Source organism: Streptomyces sp. NPDC004610, from assembly GCF_040609715.1.
In the GTDB taxonomy this organism is placed as follows: Bacteria; Actinomycetota; Actinomycetes; order Streptomycetales; family Streptomycetaceae; genus Streptomyces.
This window is the reverse complement of sequence record NZ_JBEXLA010000011.1, coordinates 163,579-187,411: the sequence shown is the minus strand read 5'-3', so window position 1 is coordinate 187,411 and position 23,833 is coordinate 163,579. Positions and strand designations below refer to the sequence as shown.

Annotated in this window: 25 protein-coding genes and 4 pseudogenes; 16 read left to right on the top strand and 13 right to left on the bottom strand. The window is 69.6% G+C overall.

The features are described 5' to 3' along the window. Positions 1-32 precede the first annotated feature (32 nt). Positions 33-362: pseudogene (locus ABZX40_RS15120) on the top strand (IS110 family transposase); the annotation flags it as partial. Between the two features lie 292 nt (positions 363-654). Here ABZX40_RS15120 and ABZX40_RS15115 read toward each other — a convergent pair. Beyond that, positions 655-945 carry a hypothetical protein gene (locus ABZX40_RS15115; protein ID WP_355738220.1) on the bottom strand — a complete coding sequence of 97 codons (291 nt, stop codon included), beginning with the start codon at positions 943-945 and terminating at the stop codon, positions 655-657. A gap of 166 nt (positions 946-1,111) precedes the next feature. Here ABZX40_RS15115 and ABZX40_RS15110 point away from each other — a divergent pair, with 166 nt between their 5' ends. Next, complete coding sequence (locus ABZX40_RS15110) at positions 1,112-1,540, top strand: hypothetical protein (protein WP_355738218.1); 429 nt, start codon at positions 1,112-1,114, stop codon at positions 1,538-1,540. 1,233 nt (positions 1,541-2,773) lie between these two features. Here the strand turns inward: ABZX40_RS15110 and ABZX40_RS15105 are convergent. The 3 genes from ABZX40_RS15105 to ABZX40_RS15095 all read right to left on the bottom strand — a co-directional run bounded on the left by ABZX40_RS15105 (position 2,774) and on the right by ABZX40_RS15095 (position 5,143). Then, positions 2,774-4,309 (bottom strand): hypothetical protein, encoded by a 1,536-nt coding sequence (locus ABZX40_RS15105; protein WP_355738215.1) that lies wholly within the window; start codon positions 4,307-4,309, stop codon positions 2,774-2,776. Between the two features lie 137 nt (positions 4,310-4,446). After that, on the bottom strand, positions 4,447-4,650 hold the full coding sequence (locus ABZX40_RS15100) for a hypothetical protein (protein WP_355738213.1): 204 nt from the start codon (positions 4,648-4,650) through the stop codon (positions 4,447-4,449). Positions 4,651-4,663: 13 nt separating this feature from the next. Further along, positions 4,664-5,143, bottom strand: coding sequence for a hypothetical protein (locus tag ABZX40_RS15095; protein ID WP_355738210.1), 480 nt, complete (start codon positions 5,141-5,143; stop codon positions 4,664-4,666). A gap of 568 nt (positions 5,144-5,711) precedes the next feature. Here ABZX40_RS15095 and ABZX40_RS15090 point away from each other — a divergent pair. Both ABZX40_RS15090 and ABZX40_RS15085 read left to right on the top strand, forming a co-directional pair. Further along, on the top strand, positions 5,712-6,221 hold the full coding sequence (locus tag ABZX40_RS15090; RefSeq protein ID WP_355738207.1) for a hypothetical protein: 510 nt from the start codon (positions 5,712-5,714) through the stop codon (positions 6,219-6,221). 274 nt (positions 6,222-6,495) lie between these two features. Beyond that, positions 6,496-7,674, top strand: a pseudogene (locus ABZX40_RS15085) (NF041680 family putative transposase); the annotation flags it as partial. A gap of 45 nt (positions 7,675-7,719) precedes the next feature. Here ABZX40_RS15085 and ABZX40_RS15080 read toward each other — a convergent pair. Then, positions 7,720-8,001 (bottom strand): hypothetical protein, encoded by a 282-nt coding sequence (locus tag ABZX40_RS15080; RefSeq protein ID WP_355738204.1) that lies wholly within the window; start codon positions 7,999-8,001, stop codon positions 7,720-7,722. Between the two features lie 374 nt (positions 8,002-8,375). On the opposite strand from ABZX40_RS15080, the gene ABZX40_RS15075 reads away from it, so the two are divergent. Next, positions 8,376-8,732: a hypothetical protein gene (locus ABZX40_RS15075; protein WP_355738201.1), complete on the top strand. Its 357-nt coding sequence runs from the start codon at positions 8,376-8,378 to the stop codon at positions 8,730-8,732. Between the two features lie 131 nt (positions 8,733-8,863). Here the strand turns inward: ABZX40_RS15075 and ABZX40_RS15070 are convergent, their stop codons facing one another. From ABZX40_RS15070 to ABZX40_RS15050, 5 genes and pseudogenes are all read right to left on the bottom strand, one after another. Next, positions 8,864-9,256: a hypothetical protein gene (locus tag ABZX40_RS15070; protein WP_355738198.1), complete on the bottom strand. Its 393-nt coding sequence runs from the start codon at positions 9,254-9,256 to the stop codon at positions 8,864-8,866. Positions 9,257-10,092: 836 nt separating this feature from the next. Continuing rightward, positions 10,093-10,252: pseudogene (locus tag ABZX40_RS15065) on the bottom strand (IS5/IS1182 family transposase); the annotation flags it as partial. 146 nt (positions 10,253-10,398) lie between these two features. After that, positions 10,399-11,203 (bottom strand): annotated as a pseudogene (locus ABZX40_RS15060) (class I SAM-dependent methyltransferase). A 435-nt stretch (positions 11,204-11,638) separates the two neighbouring features. Then, complete coding sequence (locus tag ABZX40_RS15055; RefSeq protein ID WP_355738195.1) at positions 11,639-12,307, bottom strand: class I SAM-dependent methyltransferase; 669 nt, start codon at positions 12,305-12,307, stop codon at positions 11,639-11,641. Beyond that, positions 12,288-12,653: a hypothetical protein gene (locus ABZX40_RS15050; protein WP_355738193.1), complete on the bottom strand. Its 366-nt coding sequence runs from the start codon at positions 12,651-12,653 to the stop codon at positions 12,288-12,290. The genes ABZX40_RS15055 and ABZX40_RS15050 overlap by 20 nt, the downstream gene beginning before the upstream one ends. Positions 12,654-12,744: 91 nt before the next feature. On the opposite strand from ABZX40_RS15050, the gene ABZX40_RS15045 reads away from it, so the two are divergent. The 8 genes from ABZX40_RS15045 to ABZX40_RS15010 all read left to right on the top strand — a co-directional run bounded on the left by ABZX40_RS15045 (position 12,745) and on the right by ABZX40_RS15010 (position 18,856). After that, positions 12,745-13,311 (top strand): lipopolysaccharide kinase InaA family protein, encoded by a 567-nt coding sequence (locus ABZX40_RS15045; RefSeq protein ID WP_355738190.1) that lies wholly within the window; start codon positions 12,745-12,747, stop codon positions 13,309-13,311. Continuing rightward, positions 13,308-13,661 (top strand): hypothetical protein, encoded by a 354-nt coding sequence (locus ABZX40_RS15040; protein WP_355738187.1) that lies wholly within the window; start codon positions 13,308-13,310, stop codon positions 13,659-13,661. The genes ABZX40_RS15045 and ABZX40_RS15040 overlap by 4 nt, the downstream gene beginning before the upstream one ends. A gap of 389 nt (positions 13,662-14,050) precedes the next feature. After that, positions 14,051-14,824, top strand: a complete 774-nt coding sequence (locus ABZX40_RS15035) for a hypothetical protein (RefSeq protein WP_355738184.1) — start codon at positions 14,051-14,053, stop codon at positions 14,822-14,824. A 131-nt stretch (positions 14,825-14,955) separates the two neighbouring features. Then, on the top strand, positions 14,956-15,252 hold the full coding sequence (locus ABZX40_RS15030; protein ID WP_355738181.1) for a hypothetical protein: 297 nt from the start codon (positions 14,956-14,958) through the stop codon (positions 15,250-15,252). A gap of 732 nt (positions 15,253-15,984) precedes the next feature. After that, entirely contained in the window at positions 15,985-16,200 is a 216-nt protein-coding gene (locus tag ABZX40_RS15025; RefSeq protein WP_355738178.1) for a hypothetical protein, read from the top strand. A 149-nt stretch (positions 16,201-16,349) separates the two neighbouring features. Further along, positions 16,350-16,865 carry a hypothetical protein gene (locus tag ABZX40_RS15020; protein ID WP_355738175.1) on the top strand — a complete coding sequence of 172 codons (516 nt, stop codon included), beginning with the start codon at positions 16,350-16,352 and terminating at the stop codon, positions 16,863-16,865. A 621-nt stretch (positions 16,866-17,486) separates the two neighbouring features. Then, entirely contained in the window at positions 17,487-18,119 is a 633-nt protein-coding gene (locus tag ABZX40_RS15015) for a hypothetical protein (protein ID WP_355738172.1), read from the top strand. Between the two features lie 71 nt (positions 18,120-18,190). Next, a complete protein-coding gene (locus tag ABZX40_RS15010; protein WP_355738170.1) occupies positions 18,191-18,856 on the top strand; it encodes a hypothetical protein in 666 nt (221 codons plus the stop codon). Positions 18,857-19,050: 194 nt separating this feature from the next. On the opposite strand, the gene ABZX40_RS15005 is transcribed toward ABZX40_RS15010, so the two are convergent. Next, the gene (locus ABZX40_RS15005; protein ID WP_355738167.1) at positions 19,051-19,281 is read right to left on the bottom strand and encodes a hypothetical protein; all 231 of its coding nucleotides are present in this window, start codon (positions 19,279-19,281) and stop codon (positions 19,051-19,053) included. Between the two features lie 33 nt (positions 19,282-19,314). Here ABZX40_RS15005 and ABZX40_RS15000 point away from each other — a divergent pair, with 33 nt between their 5' ends. Next, positions 19,315-19,839, top strand: a complete 525-nt coding sequence (locus ABZX40_RS15000) for a hypothetical protein (protein ID WP_355738164.1) — start codon at positions 19,315-19,317, stop codon at positions 19,837-19,839. Positions 19,840-20,337: 498 nt separating this feature from the next. On the opposite strand, the gene ABZX40_RS14995 is transcribed toward ABZX40_RS15000, so the two are convergent. Beyond that, on the bottom strand, positions 20,338-20,595 hold the full coding sequence (locus tag ABZX40_RS14995) for a hypothetical protein (protein ID WP_355738161.1): 258 nt from the start codon (positions 20,593-20,595) through the stop codon (positions 20,338-20,340). Next, a complete protein-coding gene (locus ABZX40_RS14990) occupies positions 20,592-20,783 on the bottom strand; it encodes a hypothetical protein (protein ID WP_355738158.1) in 192 nt (63 codons plus the stop codon). Before ABZX40_RS14990 ends, ABZX40_RS14995 begins: the two co-directional genes overlap by 4 nt. 1,014 nt (positions 20,784-21,797) lie before the next feature. Here ABZX40_RS14990 and ABZX40_RS14985 point away from each other — a divergent pair. Both ABZX40_RS14985 and ABZX40_RS14980 read left to right on the top strand, forming a co-directional pair. Further along, positions 21,798-22,433 (top strand): pentapeptide repeat-containing protein, encoded by a 636-nt coding sequence (locus ABZX40_RS14985; protein WP_355738366.1) that lies wholly within the window; start codon positions 21,798-21,800, stop codon positions 22,431-22,433. Next, positions 22,366-23,833: non-ribosomal peptide synthetase (locus ABZX40_RS14980; protein WP_356008990.1), on the top strand; the 1,468-nt coding region annotated here is incomplete at its 3' end. The genes ABZX40_RS14985 and ABZX40_RS14980, both read left to right, overlap by 68 nt.

Sequence of the window (23,833 nt, the reverse complement as noted above, 5' to 3'; positions counted from 1 at the left end):
CACCGGGCGGGCACGACCGAAGGACGCACGTGATCGACACCGGCGACATCGACGTCTACCTCGGCCTGGACGTCGGCAGGGGCGAACACCACGCCACCGCCGTCACCCCGGCCGGGAAGAAGGCGTTCGACAAGCGCCTGCCCAACAGCGAACCGAAACTGCGCGAGGTCTTCGCGAAACTCCAGGCCAAACACGGGCCCGTGCTCGTCGTGGTCGACCAGCCCGCGTCGATCGGCGCCCTGCCCCTCGCACTCGCGCGGGACATGGGCTGCCGGGTGGCCTTTCTGCCCGGACTGACGATGCGGCGGATCGCCGACCTCTACCCGGGCGAGGCCAAGACCGACGCCCGCGACACGTTCATCGACGGCCCCATGGACTACAGCGGCGCGGTGTTCACCGGCAGCACAGTGCACTTCAGCAGAGTGGTGCTCTCCGGAGGCACGGTGGAATTCGTCGGTGCCGAATTCCCCAGCGGCACGGTGGATTTCAGCAGCGCGGTGTTCTCCGGCAGCACGCTTCACTTCGGGAGTGTGACGGATCCAGTTCCGAGTGGGCTGCTCGCGGTCGTCGGCACTCCTGCTCCCGCAACAGTCGCCTTGTCCTCGACTTGGCTGCGCTCAGGTCCATAAGACCAGGGGGGGGGCGTAATCGGTCCTACTCGCCATTGCTCCGCGGCGGCCGGGCCTTCGGCTTGCGGAGCGTGGCCATCAGTAGTCCGGTCGACGCGAGCACGGGCCCAAGCACGAGGATGACGAGGGTCACGATCTCGATGGCCTGCCACGCCGGACTCATCCCGGGCTCGCATGTCTCCCGGCATATCCACGCATTGTCACGGTGGCGCTTCACACTCCAGCCCACGACCAGACCGAGGAGGAAGAGAGCTGGCCCGGCGTAGAACAGCCAGCGCGCCACGCTCTCGTAGCCACGCGAGTGGGTGTCGACCATGGGCCCACGATCCCAGCCTCGGAATCCTCCCGGCAAGACTTCCAGGGCGGTTCGATCGACCCCTGGGGGCGGAATTGAGCCCTTGTCGGTACAGAGACAACACACCAGGTCATGGCGATTCTGGTCCTTCTCGGAATCTGACTGGGCCGCGCAGTACGTTCGGGCGGTGTACTTCGGCACCCGAGCTGTGCCCAAGGCCGAGACCGAGCCGGAGCTGCCCCTCGCGGGCAAGGCGGTGACCCTGATCCGCATTGGTACCGACGGCGTCATTGCCCAGACGAGACTGCAGCCCGAGAAGCAGGCCGTGCTCGCCGTCCTGGAACTCCAGGACGTGCTCCTTGCTCTCCGGTCCCGCCAAGACCGGGCCGACACCTACACGGTCGAGGATCGCGCGAGACTGCTGGCCGCACTCCACATCCGCTCCGGAACCGCTGACCGGGCATACTTCGCGGCGCTGGAGGCCGGAAGGGAGCGTGAGGCCGCCCCCCTTCGAAGCGCGGCCCTGCCGCGTGTGCGGAGCCGAGCCAGGGAGATGCCTGCCGCGTCCAGTCCGGGAGAGTCGCAGAGACCTACCATCGAGGCCGCAACGGGGTGAGGGAGAGTCGCCAAGGTCCCCAAGAGCCGACTCCGGGACCCCGTCAGCGGCCGGTCGATTCCGCCCCCATTCGCCAATCCAATCGGCACGGCCTGCCCACCTGCGGTAACAGCCCGCCGATCCATCCTAATCCGGTCCGACATTCCGCCCCACTCGACTCCTGGAGTGGGCAGCAGACCGCCGCCTGGCCCGCCTTCGTCGTTGGCCCGCGGCACGCGCTACTCGGTTCGCCTCATCGCCCCGCTCGAACTCCACGACGCCGCTCTCCAGCAGAGCGCAAACCTGGCCGCCGAATCTGCCGGACCCGCGGCGCGGCAAGGCCCACCAGGTCTTCACCGCTCGCCTCACTGCCAGGGCCACCGTCCCCTGACCCCGAAGCCAGGGAGCGGGCCCCACCGCCACCGCTACCCGATTGATCCCCGAGGCCGAAGAGGGCCCGCGCTCGCGAACACCGAGCGACGACGTCAAGGTCGGCCGCCGACAACGGGCTTGTCGGGAGGCTGATCGCTGAACAGCGCCGGTGTGCGGCACGGCGCAAGAGCCTTACCCCCGCTGAGCGGCCCGCGGTCGATGCGGTGACCGCCGAGTGGGCGGAGTTTCTTCGGCAGCTGCGGGGATGCTGACGATCGGCCGGCCCCAGCCCGCTCGTTCCCCGTACCGGACAGGACGTGCAAGGCCCGGCCGGCCGATTCATTGGCGGCCGTGACGATCCGGGTTTGCTCCAGCCGAGCCCTCGTCGCAGCCAGCCGACTTCGGGCATACGGTGAGCCGACCGTTGTCCGGGGCGAATCCGACCGGCACGACGTGTCCGGCAAGCTCCCGGGCGCGTACTGACGCCGTCGTCACTGCTGACGATCTCTGCTGAAGACCGGTCACCGACCGACGTACGCGTACGCGCGTTGGCCGCCGAGCCGATCGGAACACCCCCGCAGTAGCGGGGCCGACCACAACGCCCACCGCACCCATGGCGGGAACACCAACCCCGCAGCGTGAGGCCGACCGGCCGCCGCGCAGGACGACCGCCACTGCCGGGATCCGCGCGCACTAGATCGATCGCCTTGGAGCTGCGATCCGCGGCCCGTCCCGGAGGGCGACCGTCACCAGAGTGGTCGCGGGAGGCCGCCGCCCGCGTCGCGAAATTGCGATCCTCGGCCGCCTTGGAGGGAGTGGAAAGGGGTTCCCCGGACCGTGGAGGCGTCGTCGGTGAAGGCGTCCACGGGCCCATGGAGATCGTCACCGGGGTGGCGGTCGCCCGGGTTCAGGTGCCAGCTCCGCCATTACGGCCGGTGGCAGGGACGGGTTGGCGGCAGCGGCCTCCACCACGTGCCAGTCGTGGTCGGCGAGCAGTTCGATGATGGCCTCCGGCGGCAGGGCCGGGTGGCCTGCCGCTACCCGTCGCGCCTTCCTGTCCGTCAAACAGGCGAGCAGTGCCGGGCCGGTCGCGTTGGGGTGCCGGGCGATCTCACGCAGTGCCTTCTGAACAGGCGGTGTGTGTCTGGTCAGGTCCTCCAGCAGGGCGGGCGGGGTCTCCGGGTTGGCCGCCACCTTGGCGACGACCCGGACTCCGTGGCGTTCGACGATGGACCGCAGCTGAGTCTCCGGGAGGCCGGGGTGGGCCGCGATGGACCTGACCACCTTCGCGTCGGGGTCGTCGGCCAGCACGTTGCGGATCTCGGCCGGCAGATCGCGCCGTTCGGCCAGGAGCATGCGCATCACCGGATTCGACGACCTGGACAGGTCCTCGATCTCTGAGGGAGAAGCGGCGGCGATCCGCGGCAGCAGGGACGGGCCGATCTTGGCGGCGGCGGCCAGGCCGGAGAGTACGTCGAGCGGCACACGGGGGTTGTGCGCCAGTCTGCGCTGTACGTCGTGGCCCCGGTCGACGGCCAGCACACGGATCAGGGCGTCGCCGATCGCCGGGTTCTCCGCGAGTTCAGCCCGAACGCCCGGAACGGGGTCACCGCTGAGCCGCGCCGCTGACTCCGGCGGCAGGTCGGGGCGGGCGGCGAGCCGGCAGCGCAGCAGCGACGAGGGGTGGTCGGTGAACCCGAGGAGAGCACCGACCGGTGTGGCGGGGTTCCGCAGTGCCTGCTCCGCCAGCTCGTGGAGGGCGGACTCGTGCGAGCCGGCGCACGAGGCACCCGACCGCAGGTCGCATTCGGGCCGCGGACAGTACGGATCGTGCCGGTACGGAGTCTCCTCGCCCTCGCAGACCAGGCACCGTTCTGCCGGCGGCAGCCCCTCGCCGGTGATCAGCATGGCCAGGACCTGCGGTGGTGTCGCCTCGTTGGCCGCCACCGCGCGGCGGACCTCGGCATGCGGGTGGCGCGCGAGACGGGCGGCCAGGTCCGCCGTGGTCCACAACGCGAGTTCCGCGACGACCTGTACGTCCGGGTCGGCGGCGAGCGTCTCCCTCACATCGGCCGGAAGCCCGGGACAGGCGGCCAGCTTCACCCGGCGATCGGCGTCGGGGTCCCGGGCGAAGAGCCGCGCCCACTCCGGGTCGCCTCCAGCCTCGTCCAGCAGGGCGAGCGCGGCTTGCGGCTGTGTGAGGGGGTTGATGTCCGCAGCTGCCAGCCGGCCCTCGTACGCGAGTCGCACAGTGCTCTCCTCGAACCGCGCGGCCAGGTCGACCGCCTGCTCGCGGGTGAGGTCCGCGCGGCCGGCGAGGCCATGGGCGATGTCCTCGTCCGCGACCTCGATCAGACGCCCGACCAGTTCGAAGGGCAGAGCCTCATTGACGGCGAGGCCGCACAGTACATGGTTCACAGGAAGACATCCTGGCGGACCGCAGTCGAACGGCCGATGCTATTTCGGCCCCGGGAGAAAGCCGCCACGGCCGCGAAGCGGCTCACCAAGGCGGTGGTCCAGAAGCTGATCGGCGCCCCGGCCGGTACCTAGCACCGTCAGGCCTCCGTGCCGTCCTCGTCGTCGAGCCGGGCCGCGTCCGGGGCACGCAGCGGGTGCAGGTTGCCGCCCGCCGGCTGGGTGGCGGTGACGCTGTAGCCGCCCGGGACGTCGAGGTTCTTGAGCTTCAGCGGGACAGCCGGGCGACGGCGGCGTCGATGTACCGGGAGTTCCGTCGGGCGTGTCGGGTATGTCGTCCGCACGCGCTTCGCGTTCTTACAGGGAGAACGCGTTGGTCCGGACGGGGTCGAGGTGCAGTTCGAAGGGCCCGGAACAGTCTGCTGCGAGGGTCGCGACCGGAGCGCCGCAGGGGCAGGCCCGGTTGAGTCCCTCGTCGCCTCTCGGTCCGCAGCACCCACTGCTGTTCTCCCAGTTGGGCAGTGGCTGAAGACCGGCGGCGTCATCAGCGTGCACCAGCACCGTGTGCCGACTGCCGGCCGAGATGACGAAACCTTCTTCACCACAGACCACGGGTCCGCGCGACTGAGCCGGCTTCGGATCCTCCTGATCGTCCTGCACGACGTAGGGAGGTCCCCAGGGCTCGGGATCGATCGCGTAGTGGCCCCGCGGAACCGTGGAAGGGGCCCGGCGTGTCTCCTGGTCGCGCTCGCCGTCCGAGACCTCAGGGACGGCGGCAACCTCGGCCAGCTCCAGCGTGATCGCGGTGCCGCACCTGGAACAGAGGAAGGCGGTCATCCCCTCGTTGTAGTGCTCAGGACCACCCCTTCGCATCCTCGTTCCGCTGCCCGGAGTCGGGGCGCACGACGACGCACCGGGATCAGGGCATGCCCGGGTGGACGGTGGTGTGCCGGACCGCGAGGTCGCGCATGGCGGCGAGCTACTGCTCGGCGGCGGCGAGGCCGGCCCCGATCTCCGGCCAACTCCTGGACCTCACCGCCGACGAACCACCGGCAACCAGACCCCAGGCAACACGGCCCGACGGACTGGCGGGCTGACCAGTTGGAGAGGCCCGGGATCACGGCTGGCCATAGGAGAGCGATGGCCAGCCCGCCGTTCCGCAGCGCGCCAGCGGCCCAGTAGCTCCCACGCCGAGCCCGGGCAGCTGGCTCGCCGAGCGCCGCACTGCAGCCCATCGCGTGTACCCGCCAGTCGGCCGGGTGCGGTTCGGGCCGCGAGACGGGGGGCGTATCAGGTGCGGTGATAGCGGCACTACGCATCCGAGCCCTGCTGGAACTGGCCGCTGAACAGCATCTTCGATGAAATCTGCTCGACCAGGACGCACCGTGAAGGAAATCATGGCCGAGTGACGTCGACCGAAGCAGCAGCAATCGCTCTACAGGACCATGCCGCTCTCTGGAGCATGGGGGAAATCCGAGCGAGCGACGTGGTGATTGCCGCATGTGATGCGCTCGTCGCCGGACTCGACGCTCCCGGCCTCCGAATGCTCGCCGCCTGCACGCGCGCCGAGGCGGACTACGACATCCACGACCTGCTTCCCGCAGCACTCGACGAACTCGGCCTCACTTTCTGTCCGGTCGGCAGCGGAGCCTGTCAGGAGGCCTCCGCCCGAGCCCTCGCCCGCCGCATGCTCGCCGGCGAGCTCACGCCCCGGGAGTTCACCTCCCGGATTCACCAGCGCTACGGACATGAGCTGCCCCTGACCGAGCGGCTCGCCGAACTCGACGATGAGTACGACGTCCTCGCGGACGGCGGCAGCACAGAGGGCCAGCTCGGTGCCGAGATCACCGCCGAAGCCCGCCGCCTCGCAGCCCACCCCACAATTCCCGCCGGACCCACGGATTCACCCAGCTGATACACACGGACCGACCCACGAGTTCCCGCTGAACAGACTTCGCTCTCCCTGAACCCACGCGCCTCACGGGGGTCCAGCAGAAGCATGGCGTGGAACACAGCCGCGTCGGGAATGCGCGGGCGTAGGTCTCCCAGCGTGCGCCGACCTCACGACTCGTACAGGGCGTAGGCCCTTGAGGTGCTCCTGGTCGACCAGCAGCGTGGCGCGTACCTCGGGCCGGGCGGCAAGCGGAGCGTCGTGCAGCTGCCGGGCGGTGCTGGTCTTGCGCCACGGGGCCCGCACCGACGCGTTGTTCGAGTTGTGCGGCGCGCTGTTGTGCACCGACGGGCCGGTTCGAACATTGGTCGATCTCGCGCTCGCGCCCGAGTACCGTCACGGTCACGGAGCCCTTCACGGCGGGCTCAACCAGGGGCAGATCGACGTTGCCCGGCTGCGCCGGGCCCTGGCAGGATGGCCGCTGCCGCGGGTGGCGGACGGACGGCCGGCTCGTGCTGGCCGTGGACGTCTCGCCGTGGCTGCGGCCGGATGCCAACACATGCGCTGATCGTTCCTTTTGCCACACGTTCGGCCGCGGCGAGGGCAAGCACCAGATGGTCCCGGGCTGGCCGTACTCGATCGTCGCCGCGCTGGAGACCGGACGCACCTCCTGGACCGCGGTGCTGGATGCGGCCCGCCTGGAGCCCGGCGCCGATGCCGCCGCGATCACCGCGGTCCAGATCCGCGAGGTCATCGAGCGGCTCATCACCGCTGGCCAGTAGCAGGAGAGTGATCCTGAGGGCTTGGTGGTGCAGGCCGCCAGATATGACTCACCCCGCATCGCCCACCTGCTGGAGGGTCTGCCCATGCAGATCCTCGGACGGCTCCGATCCAACCGCGTCATGCAGCGGTCGGCACCACCGCGGAATGGCCTTCGCGGCCGGCCCGCCCAGCACGGCGACGAGTTCGTCTTCGGCGCGACCCCGACACCTGGGGCGCCGAACAAGCCATGACCGCCACCGATACCCGCCTCTGAGGGAAGGCGACCGCGCAGGCATGGGACCGGCCGCATCCGCGGCTGACTCGCCGGGCGGCCTGGCTCGACCACGACGGACCGCTGCCCATCATCGGGAGCACCGTCAGCCGCCTGACCGTCGAGGAACTGCCCAGCGGCGGGGTGAACAAGCCGGTCTGGCTGTGGTGATCACAGACCGGAGCCACCCCCGACGATGTGGATCGCTGCTGGCAGTCATTCCTTCGCCGCTTCGACGTGGAGCACACGTTTCGCCTGTTCAAGCAGACACTCGGCTGGACCAAGCCCCGGCTTCGCAGCTCGGAAGCAGCTGACCGGTGGACGTGGCTGGTGATCGCGGCGTATGCCCAGCTCCGGCTGGCCCGCCCGCTGGCCACCGACCTCCGGAGACCCTGGGAGAAGCCGACCCCGTCGAACAAACTCACGCCCGCCCACCACAAGAAGGGGACCAAACCGAGAAGGACCGCTACGGAGAGCTGAGCGCACTGCTCAGCCCACCGGAACAGGTGTCTCCGCAAGAACGCCGACGCCGCGTACTCGCATCGCTGCGGTCAGCGCGAGCGGACTGATACCCAGGGCCGAGGCAATCTCGGGAGCCATGTCGAAGGCCCGCCACTTCCACTCTTCCTCGGCCTCATCGTGGCGCTCGCTGTCGTTCCAGGCGGGTGGCAGGCCGATCCGCTCCCGCTCTGCCTGTTCCTGCACAAGGGGTTGTCCCAGCGTGAGGAGTCCGTCCTCGACCTCACCGGTCTCGCAGTACCGCCGCACCACGACCCCGTTCTCCGCAATCAGCCAGGCCGAGCCGTCGATCTGTGTACCGAAGTAGTACGCCTGCGCCGCTCCGTAGCGGGAGCGCTTGGTCCCCGGTCGGTACTGCCATTCAGTAGAGCCAGCGCGTCGACAGAGGCCTTGGCTGGTCGTTCCTCGGGGTCTTCACGTCCCCAGCCTGCCACTCCAGGTCCCACCTGCTCGACGCCGGATGTTAAATGTCAAGGTCAGAACTTGTTCGACGATGGTGCACGCAGGCGTGGGAGAATCATGGTTGTCAGCGCATTTCGTGGAGTCAGGATGATTGGTTTCCTTCAAAAGAAGGCGGATGGCACCTACACCATCAAGCCTTTCCCGGTTGGGCAGTAGGTGTGACGATGGACGATGCCACATGGTCCTTCACCGTTGATCAGGACGGTCTTGTGATCCCTGAGGGCCCGACCGGGACGGACGAAAATGTCAGACTTGCCTTTGAGACTCTCGTCATCCCGTTCGGGACTCAAGCGCAAATTGTAGAGATTTTCCTTCGGGAGTGGCGAAAAATCCAGCAGGATACTTCGGGCGGATTTGTGCTCGGGACGGCTGCCGCGACCGCTCGGGCAGTTGGTGGTGACCTGGTCGAGATCGGAGATCTATATCGGCAGTTCGAGACGTGCATGCTGGATAGGAGAGAATTCGAACTCGCCCTGGTTTCTCTGGTTGATTTCCTGAAGCATCGGAACCGAGAACGCTAGTACTCGTGATTCCTGACGCGCTGGGCGTGCGGGCGATGGACCGACGACGGCTCGATCGGAGCACCGACGGCGTGCCGCTAGGCACGCACGACGATCTGCAGAGCCCAGACTGGCCCGCTCATGGGTTGCGGTCAGATGCCCGGCCGTTTCTCCTGGGCGGTGATCCATTCCCTGCGGGCGTAGGCGCGGACGGCGTCGCGTTCGGCATCGGTACAGCCGTCTTCAAGGGCTGGCGGGATGTCACCGGTGGTGCTGGTCCCGTGCCGGTGGTCGTGGCTGACGAGTTCGTCGGCGATGTCGGAGGCGTCGGTGCGCAGTTCGACGTCCTTCGGTACCGGGCTGTGGGAGTCCTCGTAGTACGGGCGTGGCAGGTAGCCGCCATGTCCGTGGCACAGGGCGAGCGTCCAGGACCGCGGCGGTCTCCAGCAGGTCGTCCCGGCATTCCAGGGCCAGACCGTCGACCTGGGAGGTGACGGAGTCCTGGTGACCGGCGGCGTGCGCGGCCGCCAGGCTGCCGCGGTCAAGGGCGTGGGTGTACAGCAGGACCGGGATGAGTTCGCCGATGCGGACCAGGTGCCTGCCGTACACGGCCTGGGCTGCCCGGCTGGTCGACCAGCCGGGCCACGGCTCGCCCGGGGATGCTCGGTGTGGGCTCATACCGCGGGAAGTTACCCACCGTCCGGCAGCGGCGAAGCCAGAACCGGCCACATCGGACCGATCGCCCCGCCGAACCCGGCCCGGGCTTGAGTGCCTCGTGCATTTGTGCCCTCTGCCGCTGCGGCGGGGACGGTGTCGCGGTGGGAGGCATGGCCAGACGCCGCAAGCGCCGTACGCCGGAGCAGCCCGGTCCTCTGGCGCCCGCCCCCCTGCCTCGCCGGCGCGGGACGAAGCGGTCGTGGCCCGTCAGGAACTGGCCGACCAAGTCGTCCGGGAACTCGCGGATTGGCGCCCCTGGGATGCGCACCGCGAGCTGTATCTGTGGGGTGAGTACAACGACGGCATCACCGACCTCGATCCGTGCAAGCAGCACCTCGCCGACCTCGCCGTGCCCGCCCCGGTCCAGGACTCGGTCGTGATCGGGCTGTTCCGGGAAACTCGGGAAGTACGCCGCCGAGTACGCGGCGGCAAGTCCGGCCGCGGTGGGAGCGGTGGCGGGGTTCGACTCCTGGGCGGCGCAGCGGGTGAAACGCGTGGTCCGGGTCCACGGCGGGTGGTGGAGCGCGGTCGCCAGGTATCCGGGTACCCCTCTGGCCGGGGTCGGGCCCGCAGTCGTGCTCATGAACGGCTTCCCCTTCCCTCTCGACGTGAGTGCCGCACCTGGTCTGTCCGGCCATCTCGACAGGCTGGTGACCGGCGCCCCGGCAGGCGATGCCCACACCAGTCGCCCGGCGGGATCGGTGATGATCTGCACGTTCATGGGTGTGCTTCTCATGTTTCCCGGAGCAGAAGGGCTCGCCGGCCGCGATTCGGCCGATCGGCAGCAGCGTGCCGTCCAGGATCACGATTGCCCTGGTGGAGGCGGTGCAGGCCGCGGACGCAGGGCGGAAGCCAGCGCGTCGAGGACCGCACCTGCAGCAACCGCTTCAAGCGCTGAACACTTCGCGAAGAACCCGCTCCAGACCGCAGCGAGCCGTCCAGGTCGGCAACGACAACGACCAAAGGCGGATCAGCGCGCCGGCCCAGACCTGCCTCGCGCCAGGTCGCGGCCGGCGACCACCAGGTATCCATCGCTGTCGGGGGGCGAAGGTGGTGGACTGCACTGTGAGCCCGACGCTGCGCAACTGCGCCACGAGGTCCTCGTACCGGTAGGGCCAGATGGACAACCGCTCCGAGCAGGCTCGCACTGCCCCATCCGGCTCGATCTGGGCGACCACGATCTCGAGGAAGTGTTCCTGCTCCCAGCGCTGCTCGATCTGCCAGTAGTAGCTGACGACCGCATCGCGGTCGTTGCGGCGGACGAGTCGATCGCGGACGTCCACCCGTGAGCCGGCGGAGCGCACGAGTTCCCAGTTGCGTGACGTCAGCACGAGGCGACCGCCCGGACTCAGCAGCCGCGACATCGCTTTCAGAGCGGTCAGGCGCCCGGCTGCGCCCTCGGCGTGCCCGAGCGAGTTGCCGACGCAGAACACCAGATCGAACGTGGAGTCCTCCAGGTGGTAGGGCAGTTCGGCCCAGCTCGCGCGGAGGGCTCGAAGCGAGACACCCTGCTGGTCGGCGGCCTTCTCGGTCCGGCGAACCATCCCATCACTGGCGTCCGCGGCGACCACGTCAAGGCCAAGACTCGCGAGACCGACGGCGAGCTGGCCGGTTCCACACGCGCAGTCGAGGACGCGCGCGTTGGGCGGCAGCGAGCCCACGACATCGCTGTAGTAGACCGCGGCTGCTTTGGCGGGGGTCAACCTGTCGTCCCCGATCAGCCACTCGTACACGTCGGAAAGCGCCCCATAACCAGCCACCGCGACTACCTCCATCACTCGACGACACGCGACCTGGACCGCGCCTGCGATTCGGACCTTGCGCCTCGCACTGTGCCCGGCCATGTCAGCGAAGCATTGAGCAGGACCCAACCATTTCCGGCCGCTGAGACTCCACCGGATTTCGCGGGAAACCACGGTACGCCGCACCGACGCAGGTCCCCACTCCACCGGCGCCCCATCGGCCACCCACAGGCCGGTCGGCGCTTGATCGTGTCCTGAAGGGCCTTTGACACCACCGGGCCTATCTGGCCGCCGTACATTTGGCCGGCGCGCCGCTCACTCCCGCTATCCGTCGAAGCGGCTCCGCAGACACGCGCAATGACAGCCCTGGGAGACGGACGGGTTCGGCCCCTGTACCGAACGGAAATTAGCGTTAGGCGTCAGGTGGAGCCCGGCAGGAGCCTCCTGTGCCGCTTCCGACGCTGATCGTCAGCCGGGACGCCTGGCCATGACAACCACACCCGGCCCGCTCCACTCATCCGCGGGGAGCCGGAGTTCGGCGACCGGGTGCAGTCCGGCCTGCTCGATCAGGTCCACGAGCTGCTCCGGCCGCCACTTGTGCGTGGTCCAACGAACGGGCACTCCTCCGTATGCCTCGGTGCGCACCGCGTCCTCGTCGCCGACATGTGTGCCGGCGATGAGGTGCCCGCCCGGCTTCAGGGCGTGCGCGAAATGGGCGAGGACCTGGGGAAGGACATCACGGGGGAGGTTGAACAGTGACCACCACCCCAGCACGCCGCCGAGGGAGGCTTCACCGAGGTCGAGCTCCGTGGCGGAGGCGACGCTGAAGCGGCATCGCGGATACAGACGGCGCGCGTTCTCGATCATGCGGGGAGAGAGGTCCACCCCGGATACGTCGAGTCCGCGTTCGGCCAAGTAGCCGGTCACCGTGCCGGGTCCGCAGCCGACGTCGAGGACGGGCCCGAGCTCGCCCACGGTGTCGGCGAAAGCGTCAATCGACGCCTTGAGCCAGGGATGGCGACGGATGTCGCCCATGCCGCTGGTCACCACCATGTGGGCGTAGTTCTCGGCCACGCGGTCATAGGACTCACGGACCACGTCGAGGTCGGCTGGGCGGTCAATAGGGTGTGCGCGCATCAGCCAACGATAGGACTGGGCCGCAGACTTGAGGCCTGTACAGCGGTTTGTCCCGGGGATCAAATGAACCGTGGGTGGAGCTGAGATCGATCATGGTTGGGCGGTAGCACCGAAGGGCGTTGACACGGTTGGCGTAATCGCGGCGGGCCTTACGCCGTGCCGGGATCCTCGAAGTGCTGTCGAGCGGCTGGCAGCGGTCGAGGAGCTGGTGGTGCACGGCGAGGACGGCGCTGACGCGCAGGGTGTAGCCCTGGCTGCGCCGTACGGTCATCCCCTGGTCGAGCGCGGCCCGCTCGGCGGGCTCCAGGTCGACCGCGCGGAGGTAGTCGGCGACGTTGCCGGGCATGTCGAGGGCGACCGGCAGCTCCGGGTCGAGCGCGGCCTCCGTACTCTCGACCCTTCAGACGACCGCTAGCACACCAGCCGGATGGGCACCCGTGACCGACTCCCACCACCACACCACCACCGCACACCGCCTGACCGCCCGCCTGTGGGGGGAGGAGGCCACAGCCCGCCTCGTCGCCGACCGGCGCGGCACCTGCCTGTGGCGCGTCCAGGCCCGGTCCGGCCCGTACGCGCTGAAGATCACCGTCCCGTGCGCCGACCCGCAGGGACACGTCGACTCCGGGCGACTGGCCCTGGTGGAAGCCGGACTCCTGACGGCCATGGGGCCCGTCGCCCCGCCCGGCCTCTACCAGGACCACGGACTCCTGCCCGGCGGCCCCGCGGCGGGGTCGTGGCTGGCCCTGCGCTGGGTGGACGGCGACGACGCCGAGACCGCGTTCGCCAAGCTCCGGCCCTGCCCCGACCGCACGGCAGCCGCCGCGTACGCGGCGGCGATGTCCGAGGCCGTTGCCGACCTCCACGCGGGCGGCTGGCGCCACGGCGACCTCCAGGAAGCCCACTTCATCCTGGACAGCACCAGCACCAGCACCCGCCGCGCCCACCTCCTCGACTTCGCCATGGCCCACCCCCCGACCGCACCCCGGGCACCGGACCCGTGACCTACCGGGGCGCCTACGACTGGTTCATGTCCCCCGAACTCGCGCACGCCCGCCTGACCACCACCCCCGCCGACGACCTGCCCCTGACCACCGCCTCCGAGGTGTGGTCACTGTGCGCGGTCCTCTACGCCTGCTGGACCGGCACCTACCCGATCAGCACCCGCGACACCACACAGAGCACCCCCGAACTACGCGCGGAACTCGCCCGGGGCCAGGTCAAACCCTGGGCGGCCACACGGCCCTGCCCCTACCCCGCATTCGAGGAGATCATCACCGGCGGACTCCAGACCGACCCCGCCCGCCGCCCCACCGCCCGCACCCTCCAGCACGCCTTCGAGAGCCTGCTCTAACCGGGGGCCAGCAGACCCGCACGCAGGTCGAGGCGGGGCCGACATCTGCCCGGAGCAGCCGCAAGGGCCCTGCACTCGCGGAACTTCACAAGTACAGGGCCCTGGTTCAAGGGGACCGGGGTCCGGTGCTCAGCAGCGGGGCGGGGGGCAACGGGGGGTACCGCACCAGGCCCAACCGGCCGGCGCACGCGAGCCCCGGACCGCCGACGGTCCGGGGCGGTTGCCCAGTCCACGCCCGCTCATCGAGCTCGGTCGAGCCGTGAGCACGGCGCTTCGCCGGGCCGGCCTCTGGGAGGACCCGGTTACATTCACCAACCAGGCCCCCGCGACCGCTCTCGACGACGACACCCCCTGGATCGCCCTGTACGAGCGGACCGGCGACGCGCACAGTGACTAACTACGTCTCGGCGGTACGCAGCGCGGTCGAGTACGGCCTGCACGATCCCGAGGACTCGATGGCGATGGCGATGGCGTGCGCGGCTGCGGAGACGGCCGGTGCCTCAGCCCGGCCCCTGTCGGGCCAGTGGTTCCTCTACACCCCGCAGGACGCCGCAGCGGTCGCCTCCGCGCTCTTCGTCCAGCTCCGCCACAGCGCCGACGCCCTCGCCGAGCTCGCGTGCTCGGCCGGCCGGATCACCGAGCGCGGCGGAGCCGAACTGCCCGCCCCGGCCGGGCCCGGACAGCCGGCGAACCTCGCCGACGCCCTGGCGGTACTGCGGAAGGCGTCCGACACGGTCCACGGCCTGGTCGACCGGCACGCCTCCACCACCGTGCGCGCCCTGGACTCCGCTCCCGGCACCGTCGTCCTGCCGGGCGATGTCCACGAGACGGTGGTGGCCGTCGCCGCTCTCCCCGCCGTGCAGCACGACCGGGCGGTGACACTGAACCGGCGTCACCTCGACGGCGCCTACGAGGACACCGACGACGGCTTCGGATGCGGGTGCGACATCACGCTCACCGGTGACGGCGAAACGCACAACTTCCACCGCGGCGAATCCGAGTGGTCACTCACCCGGGAATCGGACGGGCAGAACCTGCCCGACGGCACCACCGTCTTCAGCGGCTGGGAGACCCTGAGCACCACGCTGGAGAACGCCCACCCGCAACAACTCGTCAACGACATCCTGCACATCGTCATCAACGCCGGCCAGCAGACCAAATAGGCTTGCCGGTTCCCACAAGATCCGGGGACACGAAGCGAGACCCCGCACTCGGTCGGGATGTCGAACGGCACAACCGCCCCCTTCTCCGGGTTCTGCGTCCGGTGGGCCGCGCGCGGGCGATACAGTGCGCCGTGGACATACCCGACTGGCTCATCTGGACAGTTGTCGCTCTGGCCGTGTTGCAGGCCCTGGCGCTCGTGCCTCTCATCCGCCGGCTGCGCGGGGCCGATCCCGCACGGCGCGCGGCGGCGGGGCTGGATCTGGCGGACGCCGTCGGCAGCCTGCTCCTGTTCGCGGGAATCATGCTGAGCCTTCTGGTGTCGGACTCCTGGTTCCCGCTCGCCCTGACCGGCTTCGCCGTCATGGCCGGCGCCTACACGGTGAAAGGTGTCCGCCTGCTGCGGGCCCGCCGCCGTGCCCACGCCTGATCCGTAGACCGGGTCCTACACGGCGCTGAACGCGGCGTCGGTGCCGCCGCCGCGGCCGGTCTTCTGCACGATCCTGCGGATGAGACGCTTCATGTCGTCCGGTCCCGCCAGTTCGATGCGGACCCCGGCAGGGGCGGCGGCGAGCTGGGAGCGGCGGGAGGAGGGGGCCTCAACGAGACTCCATTGCAGCTCAGTTGACAGGATGCCATCATGAAATCCGTAGGAATCGGGCTCATTGCGGCAGGGGCTGCCGTAGGAGCCGCTGCCGGCTTCTACGACAGGAAGAGCCAGCGAGTAGCCGAGCCGGTGACGTCCGGAATCGCGCTGAGATTCGCCCTCGGCTACGGAGCATCCGCAGCCCTGATCATCACTGGTTTGCTGATGGTGGGCGACTAACTGATCGTTTCAGGATGCAGTCCTGTGGAGACGCCGGCGGCCCATGGAACAATCCCTTCAGCCATGGGCTCAGGGGGGATGACGTCGAATGGAACGGATTGGGAATTCACCGGAGCTCGTGCTTGGTTACGTCGATGCCCTGAGTACCTGTTTCTGGTTCGGTCATGACAGGTGGGTAGGGTCGATGGCGTGACTGCTGATGACGGTGCCTCGGCGCCTCTGCCAACCGTTGCCCAACTGTGCGCTTTGCGGGACTTCGTTCACGGCCGGGCGTACCACGCCAGTTCCGCCGCTATCCGATTCCGAGGGGAGCCCGCTCATCCTGAGGGCTCAGCCATGTCAGAGGTGCACCGGGTTTCTCAGGCCGTGTATGACGTGGTGCACCGCTTGAGCATGCAGTTGTATGCGGAGCTGGAAGAGGGCCACCCCGGGCCCTCGGCTGAGGCCGCGTGGGAAGTGTTTCTCACGATCGCGGCTGTGTGGCGAGACTCGCCCGACCTGCCCGAGGAACTGCGCCCGCTGATACCGGATGCTGAAGAACGCCGATCTTGAGCATTGACTTCGCAAGATGACGGTCTCGTCTCCGTCGCGTTCGTGCTACTCACGCGGCTCGCCTGAGAGTGGACGGGGCGAGAGGTGAACCGGCGAGGGTCTTCTTTGAAGCCCAAGCCCAAGCAGAAGCCCAAACTGGAGGGGGAAATTTGACGAGCAGTGTCAACCCTGCGGGAAGCGGTCCGCGGTATGCCGATGAACTGACGACCGACATGGTGTGGGAGATCGGCGACTTCCTTCTCCCTCGACTGGAGCGAGCGGCAAGTACCCACCCGGTGGACAGCGAGGAGGGCATCACCGCCTCGGCACTCGCCGAAGCGGTAGTGACATTGGTCGTCACTTTGGAGTGGGCCATCAGCGGCGGAACGCCCGGCCGTGTCCGCGTCCCGGTCGGGATTCCACTGCCTCCGCCGCTCCCCGAGGAAGAACGGCGGGTACGTGGGGAGGAGCGGCTGGAGCGCCTCCGTGAAGAGTGGAACACCCTCTGCCTACTCGCCGGCTACTGGCACGCCGCACCTGGATATCAGGGCTCCCGCTGGTGCAAGCTCAACTTCTGCGATGCGGAGCATGAGCGCTGGTACGACCAGCAGCTGTCCTACCGCCATCTGGAGAGCCGCGTCATTCGACCACCAGTACAGGGCCCTCTGTGGCGCAAGGATCTTTGACTCAGGCAGCCTGGACCAGATCGGTCGTGGCTGATCGGCCTGGCTTTTTGGCGCCCTCTGGCGCTTCTTCAGACGATCAGCCGGTCATGGGAAGTTCCCCCTGGGGCTCACTGAACGCTTCGCTGGCCCACACGAGACGGCTGCTCTGGTCGAGCTGGTCGCGCCGGATGAGTGCGGCGATGTACTTGCCCATCGAAACCCCTGCGGCCGGATGCCATGTTGGTCGCCATGGCCGTGATGACCTTCCTCTACCTACTGCTGAGACCCGGCGACCGAGGCGGTCCGCCTTCCGGCTGACCCCTCAGCGATCCGGGAGCACACGGAAACCCAGCGGTAGCCGCTATGGGCGGGGCCCCGGCGGCAGGGACCAATGGAACAGCCGGTGACGCTAAGCGCGTGTTCTCTGAGGATCACGTCGACAAGTGAGTCGGCGTACGCGGCGGTCAGCGGACCACTGCGGTGCAGCCACCGCTGGAGGAGGGGGGCATCGAACACTTGGATTTCTCGGTCATTTCGGCCGAAAGGCCCTGCCGTACGGGCGCTGACGCCCTACCGTGGAGGGGAATTCGCCCCGGTCCGGGACGGAACGGGGTGATCGAAGCGCACGGAGGAAGGGAAGCCATGGGGGTACGTGCAAGGCTGCGCGGGGGCGCGGTCGCGGTGGGGGCCGCGGTGTTGGCGGTCGGGGCCCTGGGGGCCGGGGCGGCTCCGGGTCGGGCGGCGGCTGCCGACCAGTGGCGTCCGCAGCCGGGGACCCTGTACATCTCCGACCTGCCGAAGACCGAGTCGTGGCGCGCCAACCCGACCGCCCGGGGGTGGGGCGACGATTTCGGCTGTGCGGTGGGCTGGTCCGCCGAGCCGGCCGAAGTCAATGTCTGGCACCGGGACTTCACCACCGCGGAGACCGCGCTCGCCCAGCAGAAGGTGGCGGTCTTCGGCACGGAGGCCGAGGCCATCGCCTTCGCGGACAAGGCCCGGCAGGACTACATCGCCTGCGCGCGTGCCCCGCAGCGGCCCGGCGTGACCGCGACCTACCGCGATCACGGGGTGATCAGCGTCGAGGAGGGTGCCACCCTTCAGGGGATGCACACCTTCGACTCCAACGCCACCGAGCGCCCCGACTACAACTACCTGTGGGGTGTGGGCCGCGACGGCGACACGGTGACGCTGGTCCTGTGGCAGAGCTACTGGGGCGATCCGCCCGTGATCCCGTGGAAGAACACCCTGAACACCGCGGTGAAGAAGCTGTACTGAGCACCCGCCGCCGACCCCTCGCTGCGGGTCCCGGCCGGGGCGGCGCAGCGGGCCACGGTCAGATCGGGCGCGTGGCCGCCGCCGCTCCCGGCGGGGCTGTCGAGCCGAGGGCCGGGGGCGACGGCGGGTCGGGGCGCGGGCAGCACGACCGGGGCCACCGGTGCGGCCGGGACCTGGCCCTCGGGCTGCGTGGCTGCGGCTCCGGCACGGGCCTGAGCGGCGACGAGGCGACTTCGTGGATCACCCCCCGCTCGGGCCGGGTGCGCCGTAAGGTCGCTTCTACGGATGGCGACCAGGCGGTGACGCCGGGTCAGGTGTGGGAGGGGATGCCGAGGATGGTCAACGCCCGTACGCATCCGCTGGGGCGGGATCTCGCGATGAGCGAGGACCTCCCCGAGGAAGCCCTCAAGACGGTGATCGAGGCCCTGTGCGCTCCGGCGACCACACCGGACGGCTTCGATGTCCAGGCCGACCGGTGGCGGGAGGAAGCTCTCAAGGACGCGCTGCCCGCGCTGCTGGCCCGGACCCCTGCCAGACGGCTGCGCGGCCGGCTCCTGGTGCACGCCGACGAGAAGACGCTGGCCGCCCTGGCGGCCGACGGCACCGTGACCGCCGCCGACGTACCCCGCCATCCTGCAGCACCGCCGGGCCTGGGCCGGGCTGATCTCCGCACTGGCACGGCACCCCGGCCCGATCGAGGCGGCCAGCGCGCTCCTGCCCCGCCTCCCCCAGCATGAGGTGGAGCAGGTCGTCCGGGACTGCGACCCCGACCCCTACACCCGCACCAAGGCCGCCGCGCCGCCCCTGCCCGTGCCGCCAGAGCTGTTCGACGCCGTCCTGGAAGCCTGCCCCACGCCGCTCGCCGCGTACCTGCTGCACCACCCGGAGCCCGAAGAGGGCTGGGGGGCGGTGTCCGTGCTCGACCGATTGGTCACTGGAGCTGGGCTGCCGCGTCGGCTGGGCGATGCTGGCCCGCTGCCCCCAGCGGTGGGTGCAGCTCACCGCCCACCCCGTACTCGGGGCGGCTGTCCAGCACCTGATGCTGGACCAGGCCGAGACGCAGGCCCTCAAGGACGCCCGGTTCCGCGCCGCCGACCCCGAAGATGAGGAACTGCCCGCCGACCCGGCGCCCGCCGGGGCTGCGCGCGCAGCCCCGCCCCACCCGCTCACCCGGAACCCAAGAAGAGAGCTCCTCATGCCCATCCGCCCACGGACACGCATCCCCGATCTGGCGGCCACGGCCGATGCATTCGCGTCCTGGCTCCTGGACCGTATCGGCGACAGGTTCTACGAGCCTGCCGACCAGCCGGGAACCGAGGTACTCGCGGCTGCCTGGAAGCGCGTCAGGGCAAAGCCGGGTCGGCTCTCCACCAAGACCAGCGACGAGTGGGACCGTATCGAATCGTTCATGGGAGCCACCGGCTTCGGCTGGTTGGTCCTCTCCATGCTCATCGGAGTCCTCTACCTGATCAGCCCCCTCGGCGGATGGGCCGCCACACTGCTGCACAGCGTCATCCTGATCACCGTGTCCCTGACCGCAGGGCTCGCTGCCACCCGCATCGCCGCGCACTACGCGGCCACCGCGGCAATCTCCCAGAACTACGCATCGAACCGGCGCATACGCACCATGACATCGATCCTCCGCAGCCGGACCGTCCTCGCCGTCGCCGCTGTGACCGTAGCCGTTCTGTACATCTCCTTCGGACCGCACCACCCCTGAGAAGTCCTCACCAGGTCAGCCGACGGGGTCGTTGGTGAGGGCAACGCTGTGGTGAGGGCGGTGGTCTGCCCGCTCGTCCATTGCCTCCCGGAGCACCACCGCCGGTCGGCGCGAGGCCCGCTGGTGCGGGACACCCGGATCCGGGCTCGTCACGAGAGCCCCGATCAGCTCAGTCCGGTGGCAGGCGTCCTCGGGGCCGAGCCACCAGGACCTCGTCCATGGTGCAAGACCCGATGTGGTCTGCGGCGACGCTCGCCTTGCCTCCCTCGGTCGAGACCACCAGGGGGCCCGTACCGGCGAGTCCCCTGTCCCCCCCCGGCGGCGCCACTGCCGCCCGGCCCCGACGAAGGCAGGCCGCACGCGGCGCCGCGCCGTTCGGCCTCTTCACTCATCAGCCGGTCCTCAAGGCGTTCGCAGTGACCACGCCCTGGAGACCGGGCCGATCCGGCCGGTCTGCGGATCGGCTGGGCACCCGGACGTGCTTTTGAGGTGCCGTGGTCACCGGCGCCGGGTGCCCGTGAGGTAGTAGTCGGTGATCCGGCGGCGGCCCGCAGTTGTGGTGTTCGTGGCATGGAAGCAGGACGCGGGGATGTCCAAGGTGCGACGGTCCCGGCCGGATTCGTCGGCCACTTCGACGGTGCGCGAGCCGGGCTCGTAGGAGCGCACGACCACGGTTTCGGGGTAGTGCGAGGTCGGCCCGCCCTGGCACGTCGAGTAGATCTGGCGGGCCTGGATACGGTGTATGGCTCGGCTCACTCTGCGGAGCAGACGACTCGGGGCCGGCTGTAGTACTCAGAAGCCGTGTCCAGGACGTCCCGCCTGCCGCCGCCGCAGCAGCAAGCACCGCCGCCGACTGCGTCGGAGCGGCTGCGGGCCTGCGTACGCCGCCACAGCCGCACGACCACGACGACCGCGGGCAGCACCGCCGCGTTGATGGCCAGCAAACCGTCCGGACCTCCCCCACCTACCACGGCAACACCAGGCGGGGACAGCAGCACGCGCCCCGGCCGGCACCGGCCGATGCGGCAGGAGTCCGTTCCGGTGCGCCACCCCGGGATGGGAACCGGCCGCCGCCGGACCCCACAGTCACCCATACGCCTGCGGGCCCACGGCACGTGAGTCCGCCGAGATGGCCCGGTCGGTCGTAGAGGCGGAACTGCGCGCGGTCGAGTCCAGGCATCGCGCCGATGCCGACTTCGACCGGCTGATCCTGTCCGCCGCGGCCCGTCGCCGCAGAGGCGAGCGAAGGCACCCAAGACTCCTCAACCGTCGCAGAAAGGACCGTTGTAGGGCCAGGGCATGCCTGACGGACTTGCATCAACGGGCAGCCGCGTTCTCCCTCCAAGAAGCCCGGCTGTCCACCCGCCCGCTCCCGCGTCGACGTGATCCGGATGGGGAGACATACCGTCGCCCTCTCTTGGAGGGCAGGAGCCGGCGGCGAGTCAGCCAGGGACCCCACAGGAACTCCATTGATTTCCCCCAGCCTTGGTGACCTGCGACATCTCGAACGTGAGGGGATGGGCGGCCGGGTGGGCGGGGCAGGCGCGCAGTGATGTCGGCCCACCCGGTCACCCATCCGACCGTATTCACCTCTATCCGCCGACTCGGCCCGATGCGCCCCCTTCAGTAGTTGGGCCGTCCAGCGATTTCCCCTCCGGTCCGGCGCCTGCCCGTTCGGGTAGACCCAGGGGTCAGATTCCGCCACCGACCGTTTTCCGGCTAACCTGGCGAGCGCATTTACTGAAGTGGATCATTTCCGGAAACCGTCTTTTCCCTGTCGAGGGGATTCTCCTGCCGGGACAGGCACGGCAGGCAGTCTCATGGGTTTCCTGACGTCCGCGGAGAAAGGCAGGCACGGCGATGAATGCCGAGGAGCGGTGCGGCGGCGACATAGTGAGCGCTTTCGGGCTGCGGCTCCATATCGACCCGGCCTCGGCTGCTGTGAGTGATCGCGGGCTATCCGTAAGTTACGCCGAGGTGAATTCCTCGGCGACTCGGCTTGCGGGTCACCTCGCCGCTCTGGGTGCGGGACCCGGGACGGTGGTGGGTGTCCTCGCCGACCGCGGCAGCCGACTGGTGGCAGCGCTGCTGGGGGTGCTCAAGACAGGTGCGGGCTACCTCGCCCTCGACCCCGCCCTGCCGGTGGAACGGCTGCGTTCGATGGTGGCCGAGGCGCGGATACGGCTCGTGGTCACGGATACCTCGAACCACGGACGGCTGGTCGGGACGGAACAGGTCGAGGTGGCGGACTCCTCCGCGCGGGACATCGACGCACGGGGCACGGGTGGACGAGACGTGGACGCCGCTCGCGCCATGGATGTGCCCGACTTCGGCGTGCCCGACTCCGGGGCGCCCGACTCCGGCGTGCTGGACTTCGGCGTGCCCGACTCCGGCGTGCTGGACTTCGCCGTGCCGGATACCGGTGTCGAGTATCCCGGCGTCACGGCAACCCGGCCCGCCGGCTCGGACGACCTCGCCTATGTCCTCTTCACTTCGGGCTCCACGGGCCGACCGAAACCCGTTGCGGTGACGCGGGCGGCATTGTCGTATCACTCCAGCGCGGTGAAGACCGTATTCGGACTCGGACCGGATGACAGGGTGCTTCAGTTCGCCGCTCCGGGATTTGACGTGGCGGCCGAGGAGATATTCCCGACGCTGATCTCCGGTGCCTGTGTGGTGGTGATTCCCGACGAACGCCGGACTCCGGCCGATCTGGAGAAATTCCTCTCCGAGGAGAATGTCACGGTGGCCAACATCCCCGCCTCCTATTGGCAGGAATGGGTGGCCGATCTCGACGCGGATCCCCGGCCGTTGCCCGCCTCACTGAGGCTTCTCGTCGTGGGCAGCGACGCGGTGTACACCCGGACCCTCGCCCGCTGGCGCCGGCACAGCGGCGTCCCCGTCATCAACGCCTACGGGCTGACGGAAACCACCATCACTTCGGTGCTGGCCACCTACACCGCCGATGCCGAGATCCCGCGGGGCGAGCGATTGCCGATCGGCAAGCCCCTCCCCGGCGTCGAAGCCCAGGTGCTCGACGCGGAACTGCGTCCGGTGCCCGTCGGCGTGCCCGGCGAACTCTTCCTGGGTGGCCCCGGGTTGGCCCGTGGGTACCACAACCGGCCGCAGGACACCGCCGAACGGTTCGTGTACCCCCTCCCGGACCGCCCCGAAGCACGCTTCTACCGCACGGGGGATCTCGTGGTCTCCGACGCCGACGGGGTGCTCACCTGCCTCGGCCGAGTGGACGACCAGGTCAAGATCCGGGGCCATCGGGTGGAGCCGTCGGAGGTCACCGGTGCGCTGCTCACCTGCGCGGGCGTCCGGCAGGCGCACGTCCGGGCGGTCCCCGGCGACGAGGGCACCCGGCTGATCGGCTACGTCGTGCCGGAGTACCCGGCGTCGGCCGGTGGCGCCACCCGGCGTGACGGCGCCGCCCTGCGTGCCGAGTTGGCCGAAACGCTGCCCTCGGCGATGATCCCGGGCGACTTCGTGTTCCTCGACGCGCTGCCCGTCACGGTGAACGGCAAGATCGACGCGGCGGCGCTGCCACTCCCCGCCGACGTCACCACCCCTCCCTCCGGGGACCCTGACCCCTTCTCCCGGCCCGCGCAGCGACTGGTCGCCCGGGTGTGGAGTGAGGTGCTGGGCGCCCCCGTCGTGGGGCTGGACGACAACTTCTTCGATCTGGGCGGTCATTCGCTGCTGCTCGCCCGGGTGCGCCGCATGCTCGGCGAGACACTGGGGCGGCCCGTTCCCGGAGTCGCACTGTTCGAGCACACCACCGTGCGGACACTGGCCGCCTTCCTGGACGACGGCGGGCGGGAGGCGGGCCGGGAGTCCGGCCCGGGGGGCGCGGAGCACGGGCGGGCGACGGATGCGGACGGCGCTGGGGACCGCGGTGAGCAGCGCCGCAGCCTGCGTGCCCGGCAGACGCAGCGCGCCGCCGCACAACATCCTCGCGACACGACGGCCGCGACAGCCGCCACGGCCA

What these genes read in the sequence shown, in the direction of transcription:
- ABZX40_RS15115 (WP_355738220.1), bottom strand. Translation starts at nt 945, where the DNA reads ATGGTCGACACCCACTCGCGTGGCTACGAGAGCGTGGCGCGCTGGCTG.
- ABZX40_RS15095 (WP_355738210.1), bottom strand. Translation starts at nt 5,143, where the DNA reads ATGACCGCCTTCCTCTGTTCCAGGTGCGGCACCGCGATCACGCTGGAG.
- ABZX40_RS15075 (WP_355738201.1), top strand. Translation starts at nt 8,376, where the DNA reads ATGGACGATGCCACATGGTCCTTCACCGTTGATCAGGACGGTCTTGTG.
- ABZX40_RS15055 (WP_355738195.1), bottom strand. Translation starts at nt 12,307, where the DNA reads ATGCGCGCACACCCTATTGACCGCCCAGCCGACCTCGACGTGGTCCGT.
- ABZX40_RS15050 (WP_355738193.1), bottom strand. Translation starts at nt 12,653, where the DNA reads ATGCCCGGCAACGTCGCCGACTACCTCCGCGCGGTCGACCTGGAGCCC.
- ABZX40_RS15025 (WP_355738178.1), top strand. Translation starts at nt 15,985, where the DNA reads ATGTCAGAGGTGCACCGGGTTTCTCAGGCCGTGTATGACGTGGTGCAC.
- ABZX40_RS15015 (WP_355738172.1), top strand. Translation starts at nt 17,487, where the DNA reads ATGGGGGTACGTGCAAGGCTGCGCGGGGGCGCGGTCGCGGTGGGGGCC.
- ABZX40_RS15000 (WP_355738164.1), top strand. Translation starts at nt 19,315, where the DNA reads ATGCCCATCCGCCCACGGACACGCATCCCCGATCTGGCGGCCACGGCC.